This is a genomic window from Brevibacterium sp. SIMBA_078, from assembly GCF_046534565.1.
In the GTDB taxonomy this organism is placed as follows: domain Bacteria; phylum Actinomycetota; class Actinomycetes; order Actinomycetales; family Brevibacteriaceae; genus Brevibacterium.
Map to the genome: position 1 here is coordinate 1 of NZ_JAWRYQ010000400.1, position 253 is coordinate 253.

A 253-nucleotide genomic window follows, 5' to 3' on the forward strand; every position below is an offset into this window, starting at 1 on the left:
CTGCATTTTCTGGCTTGTTATCGTAACGTGCCAGTACACGGCTTTTAGCTAAATTAAAATCCAGGCTAGAGCCTACTTGGCGTTTTGGATATTGCTCGGCGCGCAAGCGTACATCCGACACGCGGCTTTCTGGCAGCGGGTGAGTCAGTAGAAATGCCGGGGGTTTATATTTATAGCGAATTTGCGCTGCAAGCTTAGTTAAAAATTCACTGGAAGCTCGGGCGTCAAACCCCGCATTGTTAAGGGTTTGCAT

General features: G+C 48.2%; 1 pseudogene. It reads right to left on the reverse strand.

Annotation, left to right across the window (positions count from 1 at the left end):
* Nucleotides 1–253: pseudogene (locus tag SB749_RS20185) on the reverse strand (hypothetical protein); the annotation flags it as partial.